This is a genomic window from Cryobacterium sp. TMT2-17-1 (assembly GCF_004402765.1).
In the GTDB taxonomy this organism is placed as follows: Bacteria; Actinomycetota; Actinomycetes; order Actinomycetales; family Microbacteriaceae; genus Cryobacterium; species Cryobacterium sandaracinum.
The window spans coordinates 210,917-231,148 of record NZ_SOGC01000009.1 but is presented as its reverse complement, the minus strand read 5'-3'; the positions used below and the strand labels follow the sequence as shown (position 1 = coordinate 231,148).

General features: G+C 68.8%; 19 protein-coding genes and 1 pseudogene. 19 read left to right on the top strand and 1 reads right to left on the bottom strand.

Annotation, left to right across the window (positions count from 1 at the left end):
- Positions 1–211 precede the first annotated feature (211 nt).
- The 14 genes and pseudogenes from E3O47_RS02475 (at position 212) to E3O47_RS02410 (ending at position 14,297) form a co-directional block, all read left to right on the top strand.
- The gene (locus E3O47_RS02475; RefSeq protein ID WP_206750120.1) at positions 212–541 is read left to right on the top strand and encodes a hypothetical protein; all 330 of its coding nucleotides are present in this window, start codon (positions 212–214) and stop codon (positions 539–541) included.
- Positions 542–705: 164 nt separating this feature from the next.
- Positions 706–954 (top strand): annotated as a pseudogene (locus tag E3O47_RS16760) (carboxymuconolactone decarboxylase family protein); the annotation flags it as partial.
- A 99-nt stretch (positions 955–1,053) separates the two neighbouring features.
- Positions 1,054–1,872, top strand: a complete 819-nt coding sequence (locus tag E3O47_RS02465) for a CoA transferase subunit A (protein ID WP_134419433.1) — start codon at positions 1,054–1,056, stop codon at positions 1,870–1,872.
- Between the two features lie 2 nt (positions 1,873–1,874).
- Positions 1,875–2,564, top strand: a complete 690-nt coding sequence (locus E3O47_RS02460) for a CoA transferase subunit B (protein ID WP_104101388.1) — start codon at positions 1,875–1,877, stop codon at positions 2,562–2,564.
- Positions 2,565–2,655: 91 nt separating this feature from the next.
- On the top strand, positions 2,656–3,264 hold the full coding sequence (locus E3O47_RS02455) for a hypothetical protein (protein ID WP_241986050.1): 609 nt from the start codon (positions 2,656–2,658) through the stop codon (positions 3,262–3,264).
- A gap of 172 nt (positions 3,265–3,436) precedes the next feature.
- On the top strand, positions 3,437–4,714 hold the full coding sequence (locus tag E3O47_RS02450) for a serine hydrolase domain-containing protein (RefSeq protein WP_134419432.1): 1,278 nt from the start codon (positions 3,437–3,439) through the stop codon (positions 4,712–4,714).
- A 326-nt stretch (positions 4,715–5,040) separates the two neighbouring features.
- The gene (locus tag E3O47_RS02445; RefSeq protein ID WP_104101383.1) at positions 5,041–5,490 is read left to right on the top strand and encodes a molybdenum cofactor biosynthesis protein MoaE; all 450 of its coding nucleotides are present in this window, start codon (positions 5,041–5,043) and stop codon (positions 5,488–5,490) included.
- Positions 5,491–5,607: 117 nt separating this feature from the next.
- Positions 5,608–5,898 carry a DUF2249 domain-containing protein gene (locus E3O47_RS02440; protein ID WP_104101381.1) on the top strand — a complete coding sequence of 97 codons (291 nt, stop codon included), beginning with the start codon at positions 5,608–5,610 and terminating at the stop codon, positions 5,896–5,898.
- A 22-nt stretch (positions 5,899–5,920) separates the two neighbouring features.
- Positions 5,921–7,027 (top strand): hypothetical protein, encoded by a 1,107-nt coding sequence (locus tag E3O47_RS02435; RefSeq protein ID WP_233191430.1) that lies wholly within the window; start codon positions 5,921–5,923, stop codon positions 7,025–7,027.
- Positions 7,024–9,630, top strand: a complete 2,607-nt coding sequence (locus E3O47_RS02430) for a multicopper oxidase domain-containing protein (RefSeq protein WP_134419431.1) — start codon at positions 7,024–7,026, stop codon at positions 9,628–9,630. Before E3O47_RS02435 ends, E3O47_RS02430 begins: the two co-directional genes overlap by 4 nt.
- 341 nt (positions 9,631–9,971) lie before the next feature.
- The gene (locus tag E3O47_RS02425; protein ID WP_134419430.1) at positions 9,972–12,335 is read left to right on the top strand and encodes a cbb3-type cytochrome c oxidase subunit I; all 2,364 of its coding nucleotides are present in this window, start codon (positions 9,972–9,974) and stop codon (positions 12,333–12,335) included.
- Positions 12,335–13,150: a hypothetical protein gene (locus E3O47_RS02420; RefSeq protein ID WP_174720207.1), complete on the top strand. Its 816-nt coding sequence runs from the start codon at positions 12,335–12,337 to the stop codon at positions 13,148–13,150. The genes E3O47_RS02425 and E3O47_RS02420 overlap by 1 nt, the downstream gene beginning before the upstream one ends.
- Positions 13,150–14,049 carry a slipin family protein gene (locus E3O47_RS02415; protein ID WP_104101375.1) on the top strand — a complete coding sequence of 300 codons (900 nt, stop codon included), beginning with the start codon at positions 13,150–13,152 and terminating at the stop codon, positions 14,047–14,049. The genes E3O47_RS02420 and E3O47_RS02415 overlap by 1 nt, the downstream gene beginning before the upstream one ends.
- Positions 14,049–14,297 carry a hypothetical protein gene (locus E3O47_RS02410; protein ID WP_104101372.1) on the top strand — a complete coding sequence of 83 codons (249 nt, stop codon included), beginning with the start codon at positions 14,049–14,051 and terminating at the stop codon, positions 14,295–14,297. The genes E3O47_RS02415 and E3O47_RS02410 overlap by 1 nt, the downstream gene beginning before the upstream one ends.
- 101 nt (positions 14,298–14,398) lie before the next feature.
- Here E3O47_RS02410 and E3O47_RS02405 read toward each other — a convergent pair whose 3' ends face one another.
- Positions 14,399–15,559 carry a TIGR04053 family radical SAM/SPASM domain-containing protein gene (locus E3O47_RS02405; protein WP_104101370.1) on the bottom strand — a complete coding sequence of 387 codons (1,161 nt, stop codon included), beginning with the start codon at positions 15,557–15,559 and terminating at the stop codon, positions 14,399–14,401.
- 74 nt (positions 15,560–15,633) lie between these two features.
- Here E3O47_RS02405 and E3O47_RS02400 point away from each other — a divergent pair, with 74 nt between their 5' ends.
- From E3O47_RS02400 to E3O47_RS02380, 5 genes are all read left to right on the top strand, one after another.
- Positions 15,634–16,398 carry a helix-turn-helix domain-containing protein gene (locus tag E3O47_RS02400; RefSeq protein ID WP_104101367.1) on the top strand — a complete coding sequence of 255 codons (765 nt, stop codon included), beginning with the start codon at positions 15,634–15,636 and terminating at the stop codon, positions 16,396–16,398.
- Between the two features lie 62 nt (positions 16,399–16,460).
- Complete coding sequence (locus tag E3O47_RS02395) at positions 16,461–17,141, top strand: Crp/Fnr family transcriptional regulator (protein WP_104101694.1); 681 nt, start codon at positions 16,461–16,463, stop codon at positions 17,139–17,141.
- A 45-nt stretch (positions 17,142–17,186) separates the two neighbouring features.
- Positions 17,187–17,468 (top strand): heavy-metal-associated domain-containing protein, encoded by a 282-nt coding sequence (locus E3O47_RS02390; RefSeq protein WP_104101365.1) that lies wholly within the window; start codon positions 17,187–17,189, stop codon positions 17,466–17,468.
- A gap of 21 nt (positions 17,469–17,489) precedes the next feature.
- Positions 17,490–19,463 (top strand): cation-translocating P-type ATPase, encoded by a 1,974-nt coding sequence (locus E3O47_RS02385; RefSeq protein ID WP_134419429.1) that lies wholly within the window; start codon positions 17,490–17,492, stop codon positions 19,461–19,463.
- Entirely contained in the window at positions 19,460–20,170 is a 711-nt protein-coding gene (locus E3O47_RS02380; RefSeq protein WP_134342350.1) for a helix-turn-helix domain-containing protein, read from the top strand. The genes E3O47_RS02385 and E3O47_RS02380 overlap by 4 nt, the downstream gene beginning before the upstream one ends.
- Positions 20,171–20,232: the final 62 nt, after the last annotated feature.

The following is a 20,232-nucleotide window of genomic DNA, read 5'->3' as shown; positions in this document are numbered from 1 at the left end:
ACCCCACGCTACCGGCACAGACTCAGATCGTTCGGAAGCGACTCCGCAGCGACTCAGAAGCGGGCGAGCTGCTCCGCCTTGTTGGCGTCGAATTCGGCGTCGGTGACGGTCCCCGTGGCGCGCCGGCCCGGGCGATGGCCATGGCGAGTTTGATCGTGAGCACGTTCGCGTTGACGTCGCGGGCGCGGCCTCGCTGGCGGCCCGGCTCGACGTGGACCTGGAACGGATGCGCAGCAACCTCGACCTCACCGACGGCCTGGTGTTCAGCGAACGGGTGACCACCCTGCTCGCAGAGGCCCTCGGCAAGGCCGCCGCGTTCGCCCTCGTGCAGCGCGCGTCGGAGAAGTGCTACCGCACCAACCGCCCGCTGCGGGTGGTGTTCTCCGCCCTGATCACCGCCGGGGGACATCCCGAGGAGCTCCGATCGCGGGCCTGGTCCGCGTTCGATGACGACCTCAGCCTCAGGCAGACGGGCGCCGGAATCGACCGGGTGCTCGCCCGGTACCTCGAATCCACCGCGAGCAAGGGGACCTCACTATGACCCAGCCCATTATCCGCGGCACGGTCACGCCGGCACCGGCACCGGCCTCAGCCCCGCCGCCCGGCAACCGGTCACCGTCGCTGAGGTCGCCGACGTTGTGATCACCCTGGTCGACTTGGTCGGCGGGGGAGCCTTCCACTACGCCGGGGTGTCGTTCGGCGGCGCTGTCGGACTCGAACTGGCCCTGCACCACCCCGGAGACGGCGGATTTCCAGGACTTCATCACCCGCTATGCCTGGGGGGAGATCTGGACCAGGCCCGGCCGCGATCGGCGCACCCGCAGCTTCCTGACCCTGGCCTGCCTGGTGACCGGCGGCCACGAACATGAACTGGGCATGCACGTGCGCGCGGCCCTGACCCATGGGCTGACCCGCGCGGAGATCAGCGAGGCCATCCTGCACACCGCGATCTACGCGGGGGGTGCCGGCGGCGAATTCCGCTCTGGCGGTGGCACGCGATACCTTCAAGACGATCGACATCGGCACCACGAACTGAAGCTGAAGGACCACTCCATGGACAAGACGTACTCCTCCGCCGCGGCTGCCGTCGCCGACATCCCGGATGGGGCCTCCCTCGCCGTCGGCGGCTTCGGCCTGGTCGGCGTCCCGATCCTGCTGATCCGGGCGCTCCTGGCCCAGGGCAGCACCGACCTCCGGGTCGCATCCAACAACTGCGGCGTCGACGGCTGGGGGCTCGGCGAACTGCTGCGGGAAGGGCGGATCAGCCGGGTGATCGCCTCCTACATCGGCGAGAACAAGGACTTCGCCCGCCGCTATCTCGGCGGTGACATCGAGGTGGAACTGACCCCGCAGGGCACCCTGGCCGAGCGGCTCCGGGCCGGCGGCAGCGGAATCCCCGCCTTCTACACCGCCAGCGGCGTCGGCACCATGGTCGCCGAGGGCGGGCTGCCCTGGCGCTACGGGCCGGATGGGTCGGTGACGGTGTCGTCGCCGCCCAAGGAGACCCGCACCTTCGCGTCGCTCCGCGGCGGGGAGAAGGAGTACGTGCTCGAGGAGGCCATCGTCACCGACTTCGCCCTCGTTCGCGCGGCGAAGGGCGACCGGCACGGCAACCTCGTGTTCGAGAAGTCGGCCCGCAATTTCAACCCGGTCGCCGGCATGGCCGGCCGCATCACCATCGCCGAGGTCGACGAGCTGGTCGAGCCGGGGGAGCTCGATCCGGAGGCCATCCACCTCGCCGGTATCTACGTGCACCGCATCGTGGCGCTCTCCGGCGCCGAGGCCGCCGACCTGCCGATCGAGAAGACCACCACCCGGCCGCGGCCCGTCGCATCCGTCGTATCCGTCGCATCCGTCGCAAAGGACAGCTGATCATGCCGTTGACCCGCAATGAAATGGCCGCGCGCGCCGCGCAGGAGCTCACCCCCGACAGCTATGTCAACCTCGGGATCGGGCTGCCCACGCTGATCCCCAACTTCCTGCCGGAGGGGGTGGACGTCATCCTGCATTCCGAGAACGGGGTGCTCGGGGTGGGACCGTACCCGTGGGAGGGCGAGGAGGACCCGAAGCTGATCAACGCCGGCAAGGAGACCATCACGGTCAACCCCGGTGCCAGCTACTTCGACTCCGCGCAGAGCTTCGGCATGATCCGCGGCGGAATGATCGATGTGGCCGTGCTTGGCGCGATGCAGGTCTCCGCCACCGGCGACATCGCCAACTGGGCCGTGCCCGGCAAGATGATCAAGGGTATGGGCGGTGCGATGGATCTCGTGCACGGCGCCGACACCGTGATCGTCGTGATGGAGCACACTGCGAAGAACGGCGACTTCAAGATTGTGAACGAGTGCGGCCTGCCGCTGACCGGCAAGCGCGTCGTGACCCGCATCATCACCGACCTGGCCGTGATCGACGTGACGCCGGAGGGTCTTCTGCTGCGCGAGATCGCGCCGGGACTCACCGTGGCCGAGGTGCAGGCCGCCACCGAGGTGCCGCTGCTCGTGCCGGGGACGCCGACCGTCATCCACACGCTCCTCTCCGCTCCGAACACGGTGGCCGCATCGTGAGAGACGTCGTCATCTACGAACCGCTACGCACCCCGATCGGCCGGTTCGGCGGCGTCTTCGGGGCGGTCGCGCCGGCCGACCTGACGCGGCCGTGATCACGGCGCTGATCGAACGCACCGGAATCGACGGGGCCGTGGTCGACGACGTGATCCTCGGCCAGGGCTATCCCACCGCGGAGGCCGCCTCCGTGGCGCGCGTCGCCGCACTGAACGCCGGCCTGCCCGTGACGGTCGGCGGCGTGCAGGTGGACCGGCGATGCGGCTCAGGGCTACAGGCCATCCTCGACGCGGCTGTGCAGGTGCAGACCGGTGTCAGCGACGTCGTCGTCGCCGGCGGGGTCGAATCGATGAGCCAGGCCCCGTTCTACACCGTCGACTCCCGCTTCGGTGTGGGCGGCGTCGCCGGAATCCTGCTCCGGGACGCGCTCAGCCGCGGCCGCGAGACCGCCGGCGGGCGCCGCTACCCGGTACCCGGCGGCATGCTCGAAACCGCCGAGAACCTGCGCCGCGAGTACGGCATGGGCCGCACCGAACAGGACGACCTGGCTCTCCGGTCGCAGGCGCGGGCATGCGTCGCCGTGGCCGAGGGCCGGTTCGACGACGAGATCGTGCCGGTCACGGTGCCGGGCCGCACGGGCCCGGTCGTGGTCTCCGCCGACGAAACTCCGCCGACGAAACTCCGCGGGCCGACAGCAGCCTGACGGCTCTGGCCGGCCTCCGCCCGATCCTGCTGGAGACGGACGCCGACGCCACCGTCACCGCCGGAAACGCCAGCGGCCAGGGGCTCGCCGCCATCTTCGAGCGGGTGTAGGGAGCCTGTCTCGCGCACGGGTTAGGCGCCCGGGCCCCGATAGGGCAAGCTGGTGGAGAGCATTGGGGGATGCCATCACCAAGCCCACCACCCGTCGTCGTGCGCTGCTCGCACTCGGCGTCGCCGCAGCCGTCGTGCTGAGCGGCTGCACCGCGGGCCGGAACAGCGTCGACCAGAACAGCACGCCGATCGCGGCGGACATCGCCGGGCAGCTGGACGCGGCCGTGGGCGAGGCGATGGCGCTATCGGGTTCCTCCGGCGCTCTGGTCGGGGTCTGGTCCGCCGCCGGCGAATGGACCGTCGCGCACGGCACGACGGAAATCGGCGGTTCCGCCCCGATGACCGGCGGGATGCACTTCCGCATCGGCACCAACACCACGGCCATGACCTGCACGGTGCTGCTCCGGTTGGTCGACGAGGGAACCGTGACGCTCGACGACCCGGTCTCCACCTACCTGCCCCGCCTCGTCGGTGTGGCGGGCGTGACGCTCGGCCAGCTCTGCCAGGGCACTTCGGGGCTTGGGTCCTACAGTCCCGTTCTGGCCGGGGAGTTCGTGCACAACCCCCTGCGCACCTGGCCGGCGATGGAACTCGTCTCCCAGGGGCTGGCCACGCCCCGAACCGGTGCTCCGGGCAGCGTGTGGGGTCCCTCAAACACCGGAATCGTGCTGCTCGGGATGGCGCTCGAGCGGGCCACGGGCCGGCAGTGGGCGGCGCTCTACGATGAGTACATCTTCCATCCGCTCGGTCTGCACGACACCTCATATCCTCACGCCGGCGATGTGGACCTCCCCGCACCACACTCGCACGGCTACGCCGCCGCGGTGGGCGCCGACGGTCCGGTGTGCACGGCCATCACCGACAACACCCTGCTCTCCAATTCGATGAGCGGCGTGGCGGGCGGTGTCGTTTCGACGCTGGCCGACATGAGGACCTGGGCAGGCGCTCTCGCCGCGGGTGGTCTCTTGTCCGAGTCGTCGGCGAGCGCCCAGTGGAACACCGTGAACGAAGACGTGACGACGCCGCCGTGGCAGCGCTACGGCCTCGGCGCGGAGCAGGTCGGGCCCCTCCGCGGGCGCACCGGATCGATCCCCGGATTCATCTCGGCGACCCTGGCGGATCCGGACCAGACCATGACCGTGGTGGTCATGCTGAACAACTCGAGCGCGGGTGACCAGTTCGCCCTGACACTGGCCCGTCAGCTGGCCGCCATCATCGCCGAGGCGCCGGCTGGACGCGGGAACGAACCGTCGGTTGCGCTGCCCTGGACGGTTGCGCAGACCCGAGCCGAACTGGCTGCCGAGGCGGCCTGCCCGACTGTGGCAGAGATCGTCGGTTAGCTGAGTGGGCCGTAACCGTTCGGTGGTGTCGCTCGCCGGGCCCGCCGCGCGCCGCGGAACGGGGATGACCCTCGGTCGAGGTCGCGGGAGCCCGTGTACAGGCAGGCCACGCAGCGTGTGCGGTGGATCAGCTCGAGACCCCTGGCAGCCACCACGAGAATACGACCCGCGAGAGGGGCCGAACGGGACTCCGGGGCTGCTCAGCGGGCCTCGGCCTCAGATTTTTTAGCCCTCGATGCTCCGGGAACAGTGGAGTACGTTTCTCGTTCCGCTTCCGCGCGTAATCTGAATGTGTGAATTCAGCAGGAACGACTGACCGAAGCGGCGTGAATGAGAACGACGCGAACCCTGGCGAGGGTGCCGTCAACCAGGTGGCCACGGCGCCGCTCGACCTGGCCGCGCACGTTGCTGCCGTGTCGACCGGATCCTGCGGGGCCGTCGTGACCTTCATCGGCCAGGTGCGCGACCACGACCCCGACGCCGCCGGGCAGGTGACCGGCCTCGATTACAGCGCGCATCCGGATGCCGGTCGCATCCTGTCCGAGATCGTCGCCCGGTACTCCCGCGAGTACCCGCAGGTGAACCTGTCGGTCAGCCACCGCATCGGCCACCTCGACGTCGGTGACCTGGCCCTGGTCGCGGCCGCGGCAAGCGCCCACCGCGCCGTCGCATTCGAAGCCTGCGAACGCCTGGTGGAGACCGTCAAGCTCGAGGTGCCGATCTGGAAGAAGCAGTACGAGGTCGACGGGTCCACCGCCTGGGTGGGCCTGACCTGACCGGACCCGACGTGACCTGACGTGATCCGACCTGGTCTGATTCTGGAATAATTAACCGGACGTGTATCCTGTTTATTAGCGGCCGGCTCGGTCGTTCCACCGAGGAGGATTCATCCTATGACCGCCGAACCCATCACCCTGAGCAGCGCACACACCTGCAACTGCAACCATGACGACGCCGAGACCATCGTGCTCGACGGTCGCACCATCCCGCACGCGGTGCGCCACGCGGCCATTTTCGGCGCCCTGGAGGCCATCCAGCTCGGCTTCTCGCTGGACCTGATCGCCCCGCACGACCCGCTGCCCCTACTGGCGCAGCTCGAGCAGGCACGCCCGGGAGCGTTCACCGTGTCGTACGTGGAGCGTGGCCCGGACGCCTGGCGCATCCGCTTCACCCGCGCCGCCTAGTCTCCCGAGATTCGACACCACCGTGCACGGCAACGGGCGACTGGCGTTTCTGCTGCTCGGCGGCCTCTCTCTGCTGGCCGGGCTCGACGGTGCGCTGCTCCTGTTGGGTTTCCCGGCGCCGGTCGTGACCGCACGCCTGGCGGATGTGCACGGACCCCTGATGGTCTTCGGGTTCGTGGGCACCGTCGTCGTGCTCGAACGGGCCGTCGCCGTGCGCCGGAACTGGGCCTACCTGTCGCCGGGGCTGCTGGGCCTCGGCGGCCTGTCACTCGTGTCGCCGCTTCCCCTGGTGGTCGGCCAGCTTGCCCTCGTGGCCGGGTCGGCCGTGTTGCTGGCCATCTACCGGGCGATCTGGCTCCGGCAGCCGTCGACGTCCGCCGCGGTGCAGGCACTCGGTGCCCTGCTCGGTCTCACGGCAACCGTGCTGTGGCTCGGCGGCGTGCCCGTGCCTGTCCTGGTGCCCGCGATGACGCTCTACCTGGTGCTCACGATCGCCGGTGAGCGGCTCGAACTCGCGCGCATCTCGCCCTCCGTCGACCACCGGGCCGAAATGCGGATGCTGGCCGCCGGCCTGTTCCTGACCCTCGGCACGGTCGTCGCTCTCGTCTGGCCCGGGGTAGGCTATCCGGTTCTCGGGCTCGGGCTGCTCGGTCTCGTCGCCTGGCTGTTCCGGCACGACGTGGCGACCCGGCTCATCCGCAGCACCGGCCTGCCCCGGTACATGGCCGCGTGCCTGCTGGCCGGCTACGGCTGGCTGCTCGTGGTGGGCGCCAGCTGGATCATCGTCGGCCCGAGCTTCTCCGGTCCCGGCTATGACGCCGTGCTGCACGCCGTCTTCCTCGGGTTCGTGATGTCGATGATCATGGCGCACGCCCCGACCATCCTGCCGGCCGTGCTGCGCCGGCCGCTGCCGTACCGGCCGGTGCTCTACCTGCCGGTGCTGCTGCTGCATGTCTCCCTGCTGGTGCGCATCCTGCTCGGTGACGCGCGCGACCTGCCGGCACTGGTGCAGTGGGGCGGCGTGGCCAACATCGTGGCCGTGCTCCTGTTCGTGCTGCTGGCCGTGATCTCGGTGGTGCGCGGCGTGCCGCGGCGCCAGCCAAACACCAAACTGAAAGTCACACCATGAACCGTCGACTGTGGCACCTCATCACCGGGCTTCTGACTCCGGCGTGGCTCCTTCTCACTCTCATCGCCGTACTCATCCACCGCTTCATCCCTGTCGCGCCGTGGCTCATGGTGCACCTCCTGTTCCTGGGCGCCGTGAGCACCGCGATCCTGGTCTGGAGCCAGCACTTCGCCGACACCCTGCTCCGGCATCCGGCCCCCGGCGGCCGCGTCTCGCTCGGGGCGAGGCTCGGCGCGCACACCCTCGGAGCGGTGCTCGTGATCACCGGCATCGTCGGCGGCTGGTGGCCGGTCGTGCTTGCCGGCGGCATCCTGGTCGGCACGAATGCCCTCGCCCACGCCCTGCTGCTGTTCCGGCAGTCGCGGGGAGCGCTGCCGGGACGGTTCGCACCGCTCGTGCGCTACTACATTGCGGCCGGAATCGCGTTGGCCATCGGTGTGACCCTGGGCGTGCTGATGGCCCGAACCGATATCGATGGTGAGTCCGCGGAGCGGATGTACATCGCCCATATCGGGTTCAACCTGCTCGGCTGGGTCGGCCTGACCGTGATTAGCACGGTGGCCCTGCTCTGGCCGACTGTGCTGCACGCCCGGGTGCAGACGACGCGCGCCTCGGCCCGCGGAACCCTGCCTCTGTTCCTGGCCGGCCTCGCGGTGCTCGGGATCGGCCTGCTGATCGACCAGCGCCTGGTCGCCGCCGCGGGTGTTCTGCTCTACCTGATCAGCCTCGGCCTGGTGCTGGTTGAGGCCCTGCGCCTGGCCAGGCAGTCCCCGGCCGTCACCTTCGCCGGTTGGAGCATCGGTGCCGCCCTCACCTGGTTCTTCGCCTGCGTGCTCGGGTTCGGCCTGATCGTGACGTTCGCACCGAGCTGGGTAGCCGCGACCGACCGGCTCGGGCAGCTCGTGCCCGTGTTCGCGGTCGGTTTCGCCGCGCAGATCCTGCTCGGAGCCCTCAGCTACCTGGTGCCGGTCGTGCTCGGCGGCGGACCCTCGGTCTCGAAGGCCACGGCCGCCCTGCTCGATCGTGGTGCCCTGTTCCGGGTCGTCGTCGTCAACGTCGGCCTGGTCCTCTATCTGATGCCGGTGCCCAGCCTGGTGAAGGTCACGGTCTCGCTGCTCGTCGTCGGCACGCTCGCCTCCTTCCTGGTCCTGATGCCGCGGGCGCTGCGGCAGAACCGCCGGCTCCGCCAGGCGACGGATGCGACGGCCCCGCCCGCCCCGCAGATTGCCGCGGCCCCGCCGCGCCGCACAGGTGCGACCATCACGGCCGTCGGCGCCCTGCTTCTGGCCGTATCCCTGGGGATCGCCATGGACCCGGCCGCCGCCGGAATCGCGAGCGGCGGGGCATCCGCCGACAGGGTGTCGACCGGCCACACGACCACGGTCGACGTCGTCATGAAGAACACGCGCTTCAGCCCGGACACCGTCGAGGTGCCCGTCGGCGACACCCTGGTGATCAACCTGACCAACGACGACGAGATGGTGCACAACCTCGTGCTCGCCACCGGCGTGGTCTCCGGTTCCGTCGCTCCCGGCACCAGCCGGCAGGTCGACGCCGGCATCGTGGGCGCCGACGTCGAGGGCTGGTGCTCCATCGCCGGCCACAAGGTCCTGGGCATGGTGCTCACGGTCGTGGCCGTCGGAGCCGAGCCTCAGTCCGGCGACGACTCCCCAGCGATGGACCACGGCTCTGCGCCCGCCGGCGGCGCGTCCAGCGCGGCAGACGATCTCGATTTGATGCGTGAGCCCGACGCCGATTTCGTCGCCCGCGACCCGGCGCTGGGGGCGGCGGAGGCGGAGACCGTGCACACGTTGACCATGCGGGTGGAAGACGTGGAGACCGAGGTGTCTCCCGGCGTCACCCAGACCCTGTGGACGTTCAACGGCACAGCCCCCGGCCCGACCCTGCACGGCAAGGTCGGCGACGTCTTCGACATCACCTTCGTCAACGACGGGTCGATCGAGCACTCCATCGACTTCCACGCGGGTGCCCTCGCACCCGATCGGCCCATGCGCAGCATCAATCCGGGGGAGAGCCTGACCTATCGTTTCACCGCGACCCGCTCGGGGATCTGGCTCTACCACTGCGGCACGATGCCCATGTCGGTGCACATGGCGAACGGCATGTTCGGCGCCGTGATCATTGATCCACCCGGGCTTTCAGCGGTCGATCGGGAATACGTCCTGGTGCAGTCCGAGCTCTACCTCGGTGCGCAGGGCGGGGAGGCCGACGCCGACAAGGTGGCGGCGCAGTTCCCAGACCTGGTGGTCTTCAACGGCATCGCCAACCAGTACGGTGCCCGCCCGCTGACGGCGAAGGCTGGCGAGAAGGTGCGCATCTGGGTGCTGGACGCGGGCCCCAACGTGGGCAGCTCCTTCCACGTCGTGGGCGGCCAGTTCGACACCGTTTTCAAGGAGGGCGACTACCTGCTGCGTGATGGCGGCAGCACCGGCACGGGCGGCTCCCAGGTGCTCGACCTGGCCGTGGCCCAGGGTGGCTTCGTCGAGTTGACCTTCCCGGAGGCCGGCAGCTACCCCTTCGTCAGCCACATCATGTCTGATGCCGAGAAAGGCGCCCGCGGCGTCGTCCTGGTCAGTCCGTGATCTTTGTCTGAGTTTCCCCAAAAATGATTGTGTGCGGCGTGTCGCCGGTCAGGTGGAAGAAATGGGCGGCCCGTCGCCTCAGTCTGCTGTGTGAGGGTATTACACCGTTGGACAGGGTTTTTATTGTGGAATATCGTCACTGCGAGTTTGGTGAAGTTATTAGAAATGTCACTCATACTTTTAATCCTGTGGTAGCTTTCAACCACCCCGCGTGACCTATCCGGGGGAGGAACCGTGACAGGTGGCAGCACCTGCTTCCGCGCCCTTGAATCACGCAACATGGAAAGGGGCCCACCGTGGTCCGATTGAGAGCCGGTGCAGGAAAACTGCGATCGGAGTTGATGGTTTCCAAAGGATGGTTGCAGGGCGTAGCCCTGGTAATGGTCTTCGGTTTCGCCGTGATGGGCTTCCTGGCCTTGAGGACCTATACGGACTCGATGCCCCAGCCCAAGCAGGTCGTCGACTCGCAGGGTGAGGTTGTCTTCACGACGGCCGACATCACCGCGGGCCAGCAGACCTTCGTGCGGCGCGGCCTGCAGCAGTATGGCTCGATCCTGGGTCACGGCGGCTACCTCGGACCGGACTATACGGCCGACTACCTGCGGCGCTCCTCGACCGAGGTGCTCGAGGCCCTGACCGCGTCCGGTGTGCAGGACCCACAGGGTGCCCTCGTCGAGATGATGCGGACCAACCGCTACGACAAGGCCACCGGCGACCTCGAATTCACCGATCTGCAGATCGAGGCCTTCGACACGCTCAAGCAGCACTACGCCGATTTCTTCGGTTCCCCGACCACCCAATACGGTCTGATCCCGAATGCCATCACGGACTCGGCGGACATCCACGACCTGACCGCCTTCTTCGCCTGGACGTCCTGGGCAGCCTCTGCTGAGCGGCCCGGTCACAACTACTCGTACACGAACAACTGGCCGGCCGAGCCGCTCGTGGATAACGTTCCGACCGCCGACATCATCGTGTGGAGCGGCCTCTCGCTCGTGGCCCTGATGGTCGCCCTCGGCGCCCTCTTCGGCCTCTACGGCCGGTGGAGCAAGAGGATGGGCTGGCAGCACGGGGAAGAAACCCCGGCACTGTCCTTCCGACAGCCGGGGGAGGTGGCGGTGACACCCGCCCAGACCGCCACGGCCTGGTTCTTCTTCGTGGTGGCTTTGATGTTCCTGGCCCAGGCCTTCCTGGGTGCCGCCATCGAGCACTACCGGGTCGACCTGTCGAGCTTCTTCGGGGTCGACCTGGCTCAGCTGCTGCCGTTCAACCTCGCCCGAACCTGGCATGTGCAGCTCTCGCTGTTGTGGACGGCCACTTCGTTCCTGGCCGCAGGCATCTTCCTCGCCCCGTATATCTCCGGGCGTGAACCCAAACGTCAGCACTGGTTGGCCTACGGCTTGCTCGGCGCCCTCGCCCTGGTCATCGTCGGATCGTTCGTGGGTGAAGCCTTGAGCATCTTCGGCGTCGAGGCCGCGAAGGGCTCGCCGTTCTGGGATATGCAGTGGGAGTACATCGACCTGCCCAAGGTGTGGCAGGGCATGCTCGTCGTCGGACTCTTCCTCTGGATCGCGATCATCTACCGCGGCATCCGGGCGCGTCTGAAGTCTGAGCACCGCTTCAACCTGCCGTGGCTCTTCTTCTACGCCGGTCTCGCGATCCCCGCGTTCTACGCCGTCGGAATGCTCGCCGGCACCGAGGTTCACCTGAGCGTCGCCGAGTTCTGGCGCTTCTGGGTGGTGCACCTCTGGGTTGAGGACTTCCTGGAACTGTTCACGACCGTGATGGTGGCCTACATCTTCGTCATGCTCGGGGTTGTGCACCGCAAGATCGCGATGCAGATCATCCTGCTCGACGTCATCCTGTATTCCGCCGGTGGCATCCTCGGCACCATGCACCACCTGTACTTCTCCGGAACCCCCGTCGAGCACATGGCGCTGGGAGCCTTCTTCTCCGCCCTGGAAGTCATCCCGTTGACCTTCCTGACGATCGAGGCCTGGAGCTTCCTCCAACTCGGTGCCCGGCAGGAGTCGCGCAGTTCGGCTCCGTTCCCGCACCGCTGGGCCGTGATGTTCCTTGTCGCGGTCGGCTTCTGGAACTTCCTGGGTGCCGGCGTCTTCGGATTCCTGATCAACCTGCCGATCGTCTCGTACTACGAGATCGGTACCGCGCTGACGGCCAACCACGCCCACGCGGCGATGATGGGCGTGTACGGAATGATGGGCGTCGGTTTATCGCTCTTCGCCCTGCGCTACCTGATCCCGGCCGAGCGCTGGCCGGACAAGCTCGCCAAGATCTCGTTCTGGTGCCTCAACATCGGCCTGGCCTGGATGACGTTCGCAACGCTGCTGCCGCTCGGCGTCATTCAGCTCTGGCACTCCATCAACGACGGCTACTTCGAAGCCCGCAGCCTCAACTTCATCAACGAGCCCGGCAACGCCGTTCTCGAATGGCTGCGGATGCCCGGTGACATCATCTTCATCGTCGGAGGCGTGATGCCGTTCGTCTGGATCACCTGGCTCGGGGTTCGCTACCGCATCAAGGCAACCACCCACGACGTGCCGATGGAGGCTTTGTTCGTCGAGGCGGTCCCCGCCGGCGCGACGGTCACCGGCGGCACGGAGCCGACATCCGGCTATTCCTCGGACTACCGCTCCACCGGCACCGGAGAGCTCGGTGGGGACCGCCCGGGCGGCGGCGTGTGATGGCCTCCATCAATCCGGAGGTCTGGTTCGCGCTTGTCTACGGCGGCTTCCTGCTGGCCGTGGCACACGTGCTTGACCTCCTGGCGAGACGCACCGGGGCGAAAACCACCGCCATGAGTTCGAGCGGGTTCGAGTATCACGAAAACCACGACGCCTGGAAGTGCCAGGAGGACCAGTGGCTCTGGCCGATCTCCTTCGATCCGGATAACCGGGTGACGCGATACCAGGCCAGCCCCACGGTCTGCAACCCCTGCCCGGTCAAGGACACCTGCACCACCTCGGATGCGGGCCGGCAGCTCGCGCGAAACATCGACCCCTGGCCCAGTTCGGAGGCAGAACGGTTCCATCGCGGGATCGCCTGCTCCGTCGTCGTGCTCGGGCTCATCTGGCCGCTGGCGTCCATGTTCCAGAACCGCACGGGCGTGGAATTGCTGATCCTGGGGTCAGCCTCGGCCGTCATCGCCGCCGGCAGTTGGCCGTTGTGGTCGCACTTGCGTCGCACGCCCGCTCGCTTTCCCGAGCATCTCAAGGTCGTAGGGCTCGACGAAAGCGTCGCGGCCCGCGCCGCCACGGCGGCGGTCGAGGCGCAGCGGCGCAGCGGCTACGGCAGCATCAGAAAAACGGGCCCGCGGCCGGTTCAAATCGAACCGTACGCGAGCGCCCGGGCGTCGGAGCAAACCGACGCCGATCCGGAAACGATGAAAGGAAACACAGTGAGCGCCTCATTCTCAGCCCGTTGGGCTGAACTGGAGACGGAGGCCGACCCGGGTCGTTCCGGCCCCGCCGTGGGCTGGAGCCGGAGGGGCAACTCGTGATGGCCTGGCAGATCGCGGCCCTGATCGTGGTGGCGCTGCTGCTCGTCTGGCTGGCAGCTTCCTTCAAGGTGCTGCAGGAATACGAGCGCGGCGTGGCGTTCCGATTCGGCCGGCTGGGCCCGGTGCGGGACCCGGGTGTGCAGATGGTGTTCCCCGGACTGGACAAGATGGTGCGGGTCGACCTCCGGATCGTGACCCTCACGATCCCGCCGCAGGACGTCATCACCAAGGACAACGTTCCGGCCCGGGTCAACGCCGTCGTCCTATTCCAGGTCACCGACCCGGTCCGTTCGGTGATGGCGGTCGAGAACCACGCCATCGCCACCTCCCAGATGTCGCAAACAACGCTGCGCTCGGTCGTGGGCCGCGCCGACCTCGACACCCTGCTCGCCCACCGGGCCGACTTGAACGAAGACCTCGCCCGCAACATCAATGCGCAAACCGAACCCTGGGGCGTGCAGGTGAAGGTCGTCGAAATCAAGGATGTCGAGATTCCGCAGGCGATGCAGCGTGCCATGGCCCGTGAAGCCGAAGCCGAGCGGGACCGCCGGGCGAAGATCATCAATGCCCACGGTGAACTGCAGGCGTCGGAGGAGCTGGGCCAGGCGGCGGAAATCCTGAGCCGCAATCCCGCGTCGCTTCAGCTGCGCTACCTGCAGACCCTGCTCGAGCTGGGCGCCGACCAGAAATCGACTGTGGTCTTCCCGCTTCCGATGGACATTCTCGGTCCGTTCCTCAACGGCAAGGTCACCCAGCAGGTGGCCCAGCCGAGCGCCGCGCCCCCCGGTGCGGACACGGTTCCCCTGCCGGACCCGGCGGGGGCCGCCGCGGCCTTCGCCGCCGCCGTTGCGACCGCCGTTGCGGCTGCCGCAGCACAGACAACGGAGGTTTCTTCCTAATGGCCGACATCGTTTCACGCGACCGCGCCCTCAGCATCCGTCTGATGCTGATCGGAGCCTTCGCCGGCATCTTCGCACCCATCGCCGGGTTCCTCGGCGGCACGATCGTCGGAGTCGACCAGACGGTCGGCGGCCTGGAACCGCTCTTCGTCTGGCTCTTCGTGGGCATGATCGTCGGGATGTTCGGCGTGGCCATCGGTATTCTTGGCGCCCTGCGCTGGGTCAAGGGCGGGCACCACCTGGACTGACCTGCCGCGCACCACCGCACGCAGAAGCGCCCGGCCGAGTAATCGGCCGGGCGCTTCTGCGTGCGGTGAGCTGCTGTAAACCGATCAGCGTTCCGGGCTGCTCAGTCGGTGCTGGGCTGGTAGCCGCAGCTGGGGTCCTCGGCGAGCGGGTCCCCGGTCACCGCGTAGGCGTGCGAGCGGGAGCCGCCGCAGACCGTGCGAAATTCGCAGTGACCACACCGGCCGCCGAAGAGATCCGGGGTGCGCAGCTCCTGGAGCAGCTGCGCCTCCCGGTAGATCTCGGAGAAGGGCTGCTTGTGCACCGACCCCACGGACACGGGCAGGAACCCGCTGGGGTAAACGAGACCGACATGGTCGACGAAGGCGAACCCGCGCCCGGAATTGACGTCGAGGGGGGCCCGCGGACGCCGCCGCCTCGGCTCGTCACCGGTGAGCAACCGCTCCGTGGCCTCCCGCAGCGAGGCTCTCAGTGGGCCGACTGGGAACGCGGTGTCGAGGTCAACCCCGTCGTCCACGCCGGCCCGCTGAAGCGCGATACGTCGGTAGTGGGGTGCCTCGGTGGTCTTGATGGCGACCAGGTCGGAGACGTCGTGCAGCCAGTGCAGTACCTCCTCCTCCTCGGCCGCGGTCAGTGCGTTCAGGAGCTTGCCGCGGCCGGTGGGCACGAGGAAGAAGACACTCCACAGGGTGGTGCCGAGATCGAGGACGGTCTTCAGGATGCCGGGCAGCTCGTGCACGGTGTCGCGGGTGACGGTCGTGTTGATCTGCAGCCGGTAGCCGACCTCGCGCACCATTCGGGCGGCGATCATGGTGTCGTCGAAGACGCCGTCGACACCGCGGAAGGCGTCGTGGGTGGCCGCTGAGGCGCCGTCCAGCGAGAGCGAGACCGCCTTGGCCCCGGCGTCGTGGAGCTCGACCAGGACCTCACGGGTGAGGCGCGGGGTGACCGAGGGGGAGAGGGCCATGCTCAGGCCGAGGCTGGTACCGTGGGCGACGAGCTCCGGCAGGTCGGGGCGCTCGAACGGGTCCCCGCCGGTGAGCACGACCAGCGGGCGCGGTGTGCCGAAGGCGGCGAGGTCGTCCAACAATTTGCGACCCTGGTCCGTGCTCAGCTCGAACGGATTGCGAGTGCGGATGGCGTCGGCCCGGCAGTGGGTGCAGACCAGTTGACAGGCGCGCGTCACCTCCCAGATGACGATGAAGGGCCGTTCGGCGGTGTCGTGGTGCAGCACCCGGATGGGGCGCACGTGCGTGTCGGTCATGGGGCAAGTCCTAGCTCAGCGCCGAATTTCGGCCCTCAGTTGTTTTTACCATAGATATAGGGAAAACTAGTCTGGTGCCTATCGAACCCCTTGACGCCCGCACCCACCGCGTGCTCTCCGGCATCAGTCGGGTCGCCATTCTCGAACTCCTGCGCGATGCCGACGCGGCGATGGATGTGCCGGCCATCGCCCAAGCGGTGGGGCTGCACGCGAACACGGTTCGGTCCCACCTCGACCGGCTGGTCGAGGTGGGCCTGGTTGCCGAGACCGTCGAGGCGCGCGTGCGTCCCGGGCGGCCCCGGCTTTTCTTTCGCGCCACGTCACCCGCCGCCGAGGTCCCCGCCGAGTCCTACCGGCTTCTTGCCGGTCTCCTGGCCGGCGGCCTGGGCAGGGACGTTTCCTCGGGGGCAGGCGCGGCCGCGGCCGCGGAGGCCGGGCGGCGCTGGGGCAGGGAAATGGCCGAGACGGATGCCGGACTCTCCGACGCGCAGTCGGGGGCGGCCCACGGAGCATCGGTCGGGCGTATCGTTCAGATCCTTGACGAGGTCGGCTTCGAGCCGCGCCTCGGGGATGCCGGTGATACCGGTGCTGCCGGTGCTGCCGATGACGTCGCTTTCGGCGGCGCCGCCGCTCCGGTCGACGTCGTGATCGAGCTGCACCGCTGCCCGTTCCTCGATGTGGCCAAGGAGCACAGCGACGTCGTGTGCGCGGTGCACCGCGGCCTGATGGAGGGCGCCCTCGAGCGCCTGCACACACCCGGAGTCGGCGTCACCCTCGAGCCGTTCGCCCGCCCGGGCGTCTGCCTCGCCCACCTCGAGATCCCGGCGACGAAGCCGTGAGCGTGGCCCGGCGCACACCGCTGCGCAGCACCTGTGCGCGGCCGCATCCGTGCTCCTCCGCCATGCGGAACAGCATTCTCGGCCAGATCCCGATCTTCCAGGACCTGTCGGCCGGCGAGCTCGCCGACCTGGCCGAACGGATGCTGTCGCTCGCCTGGGGTCCCGGAGACACGCTGTTCACCGCCGGCGAGCCGTCCGAGCACGTGTTCGTACTCGCGGCCGGCCAGGCGAAGGTGTTCCGATCGACCTCGACCGGGCAGTTCACGAGCCTCGACTTCCTCGGCCCGGGAGCGGTGCTGGGAAGCCTGACCGCGCTGGACGCGGGTCGGTACCCCGAGACGGCCGTTGCCCTCGTGACCACCTGCGCCCTGCGCCTCGAATCCGGCGCCTTCCGGCAGATGTTGCTCGCGCATCCGCCGGTGGCGCTGCGCGTGCTGGATGTCGTCGTCGACCGTCTTCATCGGGCGCGGTCGAGGGAGGCCGAGCAGGCCTCCGTTACCGTCACGACGCGGGTGGCAGCGACCCTGCTGCGCCTCGCCGACACCTTCGGCGTGCCGGGGGACGGCGCCGGTACCACCCTGATCCAGCTGCCTCTGACCCGCGCCGACCTGGCCGCCATGACCGGCACGAGCGCCGAGTCGGTGTCCCGCGCCATGAGCGGCCTGCGCCGGGACGGGCTGATCGATTCCGGACGGCGGTGGACCGCCGTGCTCGACCGTTCGGGCTTGGTTGCGGCAAAGTGACGGCCGTCATGGTTGCCGCCGCCTCGGGTTCGTAACGTCGCAGTCATGACCACAATCATCCCCACCACAACATCCACTCCGACATCCACTCCGACATCCACCCCGGCCACCGTCCACACCATCCTGCGGGCCGACGGCTTTTCCTGCCCGTCCTGTGTCGCCAAGATCGAGAAGCAGATCGGCCGCCTCGCCGGAGTCAGCGCCGTGACCGTGTTCTTCGCCACCGCCCGGATCGAGATCGACCACGACCCGGCCGTCGTCAGTACGGATGCCCTCATCGCCGCCGTCGGCAAGGCCGGCTACACCGCCCGCCTGGCCGCGTTCTGACCGGCGGACAGGGGGAGTGACATGACCATCGTGCGCCGCCACCTGATTCCCCTCATTTCCGGCGCGTTGATCGGCGCCGCCTGGCTGCTCGGCCTCCTGCCGGTGCCGCCGCTTGTCTCCGACGCGGCGATGGTGGCGGCCGCGGTCGTGGCCGGGTTCCCGATCATGCGGACCGCCGGGCGAGCGCTGCTCGCCCGGGTCGTGGGCATCGACCTGCTTGTCACGGTCGCCTCCGTCGGCGCCATCGTGCTCGGCGAATACTGGGAGGCCGCCGCCGTGACCTTCCTGTTCGCGATCGGGCATGCCCTCGAATCGGCCACCCTCAACCGCACCCGCTCCGCCCTGACCGCGCTCGTGGCCCTGGCCCCGGACGTCGCCCTCGTGCTGCGGAACGGCGAGCAGCTCGAGGTCCTGGCCGGGTCCGTGCGGACCGGGGAGACCGTCCTGGTCAAGAACGGCGCGCGGGTGCCCGTCGACGGCACCGTGCAGCAGGGCACGGGCACGATCGACGAGGCCTCCATCACGGGCGAGTCCTCCCCGGCCGAGAAGCGCGCCGGCGACCGCGTCTTCGCCGGCACGGTCTCGACCGGCGGCTTCTTGCAGGTGCTGGCCACCGAGGTCGGCGCGGCTACCACCCTGGCCCACATCGTGCACCGGGTCGAGGAGGCGCAGGAGGCCACGGCCCCGACCCAGGTCTTCATGGACCGGTTCTCGGCCTGGTACACCCCCGGCATCCTGGTGCTCGCGATCATCGTCGGCGTGGTGACCGGCGACGTATTCCTGGCGCTGACCCTGCTCGTGATCGGGTGTCCCGGCGCCCTGGTCATCTCCATCCCGGTCGCGATCGTCGCCGGGATCGGCCGCGCCGCGCAGCTCGGAATCCTGATCAAGGGCGGCGAGTTCCTCGAGACCGCCGCGAAGATCACGGTCGTCGCGGTCGACAAGACGGGCACCCTCACCCGGGGCCGTCCGGTCCTGACGGATGTCGTGGTGCTGAACCCCGCCCTGACCCGTGCCGAGGTGCTCGACTGGGCTTCACGGGCGGAGGCCGGCTCCGAGCATCCGCTGGCCGGAGCGATCGTGCAGGCCGCCGCGCGGGAGGCCGCACGCGAAGCCGCGCAGGGCGCCCAGGTGACCGGCCTGCCGGAACACATCACGTCGGTGCCCGGGCAGGGCATCGTCGCCGCGGTGGCCGGCCGCACCGTGCTGATCGGCAATCCGGCCCTGCTCCGCGCCCACCGGATCGCGGGCGCGGATGCCGCCACGACGCTGGCCGAGAAACTCGCCGCCCACGGGCGCACGCCGCTGATCGTCGTGCTCGACGGCGTCGTCGCCGGTGTCCTCGCCGTGGCCGACGAGGTGCGTCCCGACGCCGCCGACATGGTGGACGCGCTGCACGCGGCGGGGATTGTTCGGGTCGTCATGCTCACCGGCGACGGGCCGCTCGTGGCGCAGGCCGTGGGTGCCCACGTCGGAATCGACGAGATCCGGTCGTCGCTGCTGCCGGAGGACAAGCTCGACGTCGTCACCGGGCTCCGGTGGGACGGCCACGTCGTGGCGATGGTGGGAGACGGCGTCAACGACGCCCCGGCCCTGGCCACGGCGGACATCGGCATCGCGATGGCGGCGGCCGGTTCGGCCGTCGCGGTCGAGACCGCCGACATCGCGCTGATGGGTGACAACCTGCTGATGCTCCCCGCCGCCATCGACCTGGCCCGCCGTACGGTGCGCGTCATGCACCAGAACGTGGCCCTCGCGCTGGTCACGGTGGCGCTGTTGCTGGCCGGTGTGCTGTTCGGCGGCGTGACGATGTTCGGCGGCATGCTCGTGCATGAGGCATCCGTACTGATCGTGATCGTGAATGCGATGCGCCTGCTGCGCCGGTCCGGGCAGCGCGCGGAACGCAGAGCACGGCGTCGGATTTCGTCCGAATCGCATGTCCAGTCCCCGAAAAAGTCAGAGAATTCAGAAAATAAGGAGATGATTAGGAGGTGACGCCGTCCTCCCCCTCGTCGAGCTACCGCACGCTCGCGTCCTTCAGCAGGATTCAGCTTCTGTACTTCCTGCAGCAGCGCGGAACGATGACGGTGGGCGACCTGGCCGAGGCCACCGGTCTGCACCACAACACGGCCCGGGAGCACCTGCAGCGACTGATCGGGGACGGTTTCGTCACCTGTCACCCGGAAAACAAAGACTCCAAGGGCCGGCCTCGGATGTTGTACAGCGCCGCCGCCGGCCCGAACCACGTCGACGGCTCCATCCGGGCCGCGAAGGCCGAAGCCGCCGATCGCCACGGTGACCAGGTGCGACGGATGCTGCGGGTCGAGGCCGTCATCCACTCGCCGCTGCAGCGGCAGCTGGACGCCCTCGACGACCACCTCGACGAGTCCGGCTTCGACGCGCGGCTCGAGATCGACGGTGCCGACGGCAACCGAGTGCACCTGCACGAATGCCCGTACAGCGAGATGGTCAAGGCGCACCCCGAGGTCTGCCGGGTGCACTTCGGGCTGCTGAAAACCCTGCTCGAAAGGACCGAGGGACCCCTGAGCGCCGACGCGCTGCACCCGCTGGTCGAACTGAACACCTGCACCCTCGACCTGCACCGGTCCGACGCCGACCCAGGTGTCGAAACAGGCGCCGCACCCACCGCCCCGGAACGGCTCAAGCCGGCAATCATTTATCACGGCGTTTCCGGCTTGTAGCGAATTTCGCCACCCCTGAGACTGGAGTCCGAGGGTGGTTGCCGACCATGGTGACCCCGGGC